Genomic DNA, 5,487 nt, shown 5'->3' with positions numbered 1-5,487 from the left:
GTCCCTGCGGGGGCTGCGGCGGCTGCTGGGGGTAGCCGTATCCCGGCTGCGGAGCCTGTGGCGGCTGCGGCTGCGGCTGCGGGGGATACGGCTGTCCCGGCTGCTGCGGGTAGGGCTGGGCGCCGGGCTGGGGCTGGCCGTACAGCTGCTCCTGCGGCGGCGGTCCCTGCGGCGGCTGCTGAGGGTACGGCTGCTGCGGGTACGGCTGTCCGGGCGCGTACGGCTGCGGCTGGCCCGGAGCGTACGGCTGCTGCTGACCGGGTGCGTAGTACTGCTGGCCCGGCAGGGGCTGGCCGGGCATCGGCGGGGCGGCGACCGGCGGCGGGTTGCCGTCGCTGGTCCACAGGCCGTGCATCTGCTGGTGCCGTACGAAGTCCTCGGCGACCATCGCCGCGAGGTTGAAGTACGCCTCCCGGACCTTCGGCCGCATCATGTCGAGATCGACCTCGGCACCGGCGGACAGGTGCTCGTCGAAGGGGACGACCACGACACCCCGGCAGCGCGTCTCGAAGTGCTGCACGATGTCCTCGACCTTGATCATCTTGCCGGTCTCGCGGACCCCGGAGATCACGGTGATGGACCGCGACACGAGGTCGGCGTACCCGTGCGCGGACAGCCAGTCCAGGGTCGTACTCGCGCTGCTCGCCCCGTCCACCGACGGCGTCGAGATGATGATCAGCTGGTCGGCGAGGTCGAGCACCCCGCGCATGGCGCTGTACAGCAGACCGGTGCCGGAGTCGGTGAGGATGATCGGGTACTGCCTGCCCAGCACGTCGATCGCGCGCCGGTAGTCCTCGTCGTTGAACGTGGTCGAGACGGCCGGGTCGACGTCGTTGGCGATGATCTCCAGGCCGGACGAGGCCTGCGAGGTGAACCGCCGGATGTCCATGTAGGAGTTGAGGTACGGGATCGCCTGGACCAGGTCACGGATGGTGGCCCCGGTCTCGCGGCGCACGCGGCGGCCGAGCGTGCCGGCGTCCGGGTTGGCGTCGATGGCGAGGATCTTGTCCTGCCGCTCGGTGGCGAGCGTGGAGCCGAGCGCGGTGGTCGTGGTGGTCTTGCCGACCCCGCCCTTGAGGCTGATCACCGCTATCCGGTAGCAGGACAGCACCGGCGTACGGATCAGCTCCAGCTTCCGCTGCCGCTCGGCCTCCTCCTTCTTCCCGCCGATCTTGAACCGGGAGGACGCGGCGGTAGGGCGTCCGCTCTTCGCCTTCTGCTTCTTGTTGTTGAGCAGCCGGTCGGAGGACAGCTCCACGGCGGCGGTGTAACCCAGGGGCGCGGCACCGGGGTTGGTCATCTGCCGCTGGTCGTGCTGGATGGGCTGCGGCCAGGCGGCACCGGCCCGGGGATCGACGGGCGGCTGGGGCTGGGGCTGCGCGGCCTGCGGTTCAGGTGCCTGCGGGCTCTGCGGCGCCTGCGCGGCGCGCGGATCCTGAGGGGCGGCCGGCTGCGGTGGCTGGGGCTGCTGCGGGAAGCCGTAGCCGCCGGGCTGGACCGGAGGCGCCGGGGGCTGTGCACCGGGCTGGGGGAAGCCGTAGCCGCCCGGTGCCTGCGGCGGCGGGACGGGGGCGCCGGGCTGCGGGAAGCCGTAACCGCCCTGCGCGTCGGGCGCGGGGGGCTGCGGGGCGTACGGCTGGCCGGGCTGCGGAGGCGCGGGCTGGTGCCAGGCGGCGGGCGCGGGTTGCGGGGCCTGCGGCTGGAACGGCGGCGGGCTCTGCGGGACGGCGGGCTGCGGCTGCGGCTGCGGTTGAGCGGGCGCCGGCTCCGGTGCGGCCGGCTGGACCGGCCACTGGGCAGCGGCCGCGGGGGCCGCGGGCTGGTACGACGGCGGCAGCGGCGGGACCACCGCGGGAGGCGCGGGAGGCGTCGGCGGGGTCGGCGGGGGAGCCCAGGTGGTGGGTACGGCGTCCTCGGGAGCCGGCGGTGCCTCGTGCGGCGGGGCCGGAGGCGCGTCCTCGGGCTGCTCGATGGGGTCCACGACGGCTACGGCTACGGCTACGGCGTCGTCGGCTTCGGCTTCGGCTTCGTAACGAGGCTCGGTGCCGTTGTCGTCCTGGGCGTCGACGACGACCACGTCCTCGGACGAGGGCTCGTCCTCTTCCGCATCGTCCACGAGGACGGCTTCCTGGACGGGCTCGTCCGCCTCGGCCGTACCGTCGGCATCGGCATCGGCATCGGCATCGGCATCGGCATCGACGGCCTCGGGCTCAACGCCCCCGTCGGCCGACGGGGACGGCTCAGGCGCCTCGTCGGTCTCCTCGTCCTCCTCGGCCTCGGAGCTCACCGGAAGCGCGACGACCTCGGCCTCCCCGTCGACTTCGGACTCGGCTTCGGCTTCCCCCTCTTCGGCGGCAGCCGGCGCGGCGGCCTCGGCCAGCTCACGCTTCAGCGCGACGGCGGAGAACCGCATCGTCGCACCGCTCTCCAGGTCACCGTTGTCCTGCTCGGCCTCCGGCGCCGGTTCCTCGACGACGGCCGGCTGCGGCTCGAACCCGACCGGCAGCTTCGGTACGGCGGCCGGGCCGTCGGCGGGCGGCGCGGCCGGGGTGAACGGCGCCGTGGGCGGGGCGGCCGGCGCCGGCGGCGTCAACGGCGCACCCGGCGTGGAGGTAGGCGGAGGGGTGAAGGGGGCGCTCGGCGTTGACGCGGGCGCGGGAGTGAAGGGCGCTCCGGGAGTTGACGTGGGCGGTGGCGTGAAAGGCGCACCCGGTGTCGAAACGGGCGGCGGCGTGAAGGGCGCTCCGGGAGTTGACGTGGGCGGTGGCGTGAAAGGCGCACCCGGCGTCGAAGCGGGCGGCGGCGTGAAGGGCGCTCCGGGAGTTGACGCGGGCGGCGGTGTGAAAGGCGCACCCGGCGTCGAAACGGGCGGCGGGGTGAACGGCGCACCCGGGGCTGATGTCGGCGGAGCCGGAGCCGGAGCCGATGTCGGCGGAGCCGGAGGCGGTGGCGTGAACGGCAGCCCGGGACCCGGCTTCGCACCCCCCTGCTGGGCGTGCGGAGGAGGGGTCAGCCCGGGGATCGGCGTCCCCGGCGGGAACGGCGAACGAGGCTGGGCGGCAGGACCCGCACCGGCACCTGCGGCACCCGCACCCGCACCCGCACCCGCAGCACCGGCACCCGCGGCGGCCCCCGGCCCGCTCGCCGTGCCGGACGTGCCGGTCGGGCCGGACGCACCCGCGGGGCCCTCGGCGCCGCCCGGGCCGTCGGCCGCGTTCTGCGTGTACCAGGCGGGCGGCGCGTAGTCGATCGTGAACTCGCCCGTCATCTCGTTGAGGGACTCCGCGTCGGGCTGGTCATCGCCGGGTGTGGCCCAGCCCCCGCGGATCCCGTCCCGATCGCTGCTCACAGTTCCTCCTGGTGTGGTCGAGCACCCTCATGCCGTGCCGGCGCGACGACCATGTCGTGTCGTTCTCAGCATCCGTATTCGTGTGAGGTAGTCCGATCCACCGGCTCTCCCCCTCGGGAAACCGACGTCCTGTTCACGGTCCGGACGTCGCACCCCCCTCCCAGCCTAATCACCACGAGCCGCACCTCGGCAGGCCCGTCCGCCTCTCGTCAGAGGTCCGCCTGGTCATACCCTGCCCGGAAGTGGTGTGCGGGGCCTTCGTATTGCCGAACAACCGATGAACAAAACGGGCAAGAACCGCCAGTTCGGGTACCAGTTGGCGGCTGCCATCCTGCCCGCCCTCGCCATGAGTCCCCTGTGATGCGGCGGGCTAGGGTGAGGCCGTGTTCGCGTGAGCACAGATGACACAGATGAACTGGCCCCGGAAAACGGGACATTGCACGCGGATGCCACGGGGGACATGGACGGGGGAGTACGAGGTGAGCACGGCGAACGCCGCTACCTTCCCGGAAGTTCTGCCGTGCGCGGATCGCGGAGCAGACAGCGAAGGGATTGTCCGGCGTGAGCTTCGGCCCACCTCCATCCATCTACACGCAGTCCGCGCTGGCCGCCGACGGTGAGCGCAGGAAGCGGCGCAGGCGCCTGTTCGGCGCGGTGGCGGCCGCCGTCGTGGTCGTCGCGGCGGTCGCGGGCGGCGCGCTGGTGCTGACCGCGGGGGACGACACGTCGTCCGGCACCGGGCAGACCGCCGCTTCGGCCCCGGACGCGATACGGCAGACCGTCGAGAAGGTCCCGGCCTCGCCCGAGGGGCAGGTGGTGGTCGACCACTACGAGGAGGACCTCCCCAAGGAGAGCGATCCCAGCCCGCGTTACGCGCCCGGTACCTGGGCCACCGGCAAGATCCTGGCCAAGGGCATCGGCACGAAGATCATCGGTGTCAAAATAGAACCCGGCGCCGACGAGACGGCCTGGACCCTCCAGCTGGACGGTCATCTCTGTGCCACCAGCGGCCATGTCACCGTCGACGGCCGGACGGCGGTCGTCGTGCAGCCGGCCGCACGCAAGGGCACCAAGGACGCCGGCATCTGCGACGAGGTCGTCTTCGTCGATCTGAACACCGGCAAGAAGCTGTGGTCGGCCCGGATGCCCTCGGCGCGCGAGGCCTACGTCACGAACACGAACCTCACGCTGGCCAAGGGCGTCGTCGCCGTGGCCTGGAACCATGGTTCGGTGGCGTACGACATGGCGAGCGGCGACCGGCTCTGGAACAGCACGACCGGCGCCAAGTGCGTCGACAAGGGCTTCGCCGGCGGCGGCGCGCTGCTCGCCCTGGAGAGCTGCGGCGAGGGGACCGCCACCACCTACCGGGTGCAGCGGCTCGACCCGCGCACCGGCAAGGCCCGGTGGACGTACCAGGTCGCCGCCGGTGTCCAGGACGTCTACCTGCCCTCCGCCGATCCGCCGGTGCTCGCGGTCGCCGCCGGCGACACCCTGGTGACCGACCTCATCACCCTCGACGGCGACGACGGCGGCAAACTCGCCACCATCCCCATGGGCGGCGACGCCTACGACCCCCGGTGCGGCGACCGCTACTTCGGGTTGGGCTTCTTCGGCGACCTGGAGAACTGCGACGGCGTGGTCGTCGGGCCCGACCAGGTCTTCGTCACCAGCAAGGACCAGTCGGAGATCGACCAGCCGGAGAACTGGATCGTCGCCTTCGACCGCACCACCGGCAAGACCGAGGGCAAGCTCGACGGACGGTCCCTCGAACCCGTCGTCCCGCTGCGGATGAGCGGCGACCGGCTGCTCGTCCTCCGCAGCAGCGTCAGCGACATCGAACCCTCCGCCGTGCTGAGCTGGGACCCGCGCACCGGCAGGCAGACCCCGTACCTGCTCTTCGGGCTCCCGCCCGACGACCAGGGCGAGCTCAGCGACCCGACGCAGTCGGACATCGTGGTGGAACAGGGCAGGGTCTTCTTCGCCAGGCGGGAACTCGCCGCCGACGACAAGCACCCCAAGGACGCCGTCCTGTCCGTGCTCGGCATCGGCAGCGCCGGCACGAGCTGACCCGCAGCAGGACCGGGCACCAGAACGGTGCGCAGCAGGACGGCGAAGGGGGGCGGCACACGCGCGTGTGC

Annotated in this window: 2 protein-coding genes; one reads left to right on the top strand and one right to left on the bottom strand. The window is 72.8% G+C overall.

Features of this window, described 5'->3' with window-relative positions:
• Window positions 1-3,349: SCO5717 family growth-regulating ATPase (locus tag ACWGKQ_RS51730; protein ID WP_453299104.1), on the bottom strand; the 3,349-nt coding region annotated here is incomplete at its 3' end.
• A gap of 561 nt (window positions 3,350-3,910) precedes the next feature.
• Between ACWGKQ_RS51730 and ACWGKQ_RS51725 the strand changes: the two genes are divergently transcribed.
• Window positions 3,911-5,416, top strand: coding sequence for an outer membrane protein assembly factor BamB family protein (locus tag ACWGKQ_RS51725; RefSeq protein ID WP_453299103.1), 1,506 nt, complete (start codon window positions 3,911-3,913; stop codon window positions 5,414-5,416).
• Window positions 5,417-5,487: the final 71 nt, after the last annotated feature.

This window comes from Streptomyces sp. NPDC054770 (genome assembly GCF_053611985.1).
This window is presented reverse-complemented; position numbering and strand designations above follow the sequence as displayed.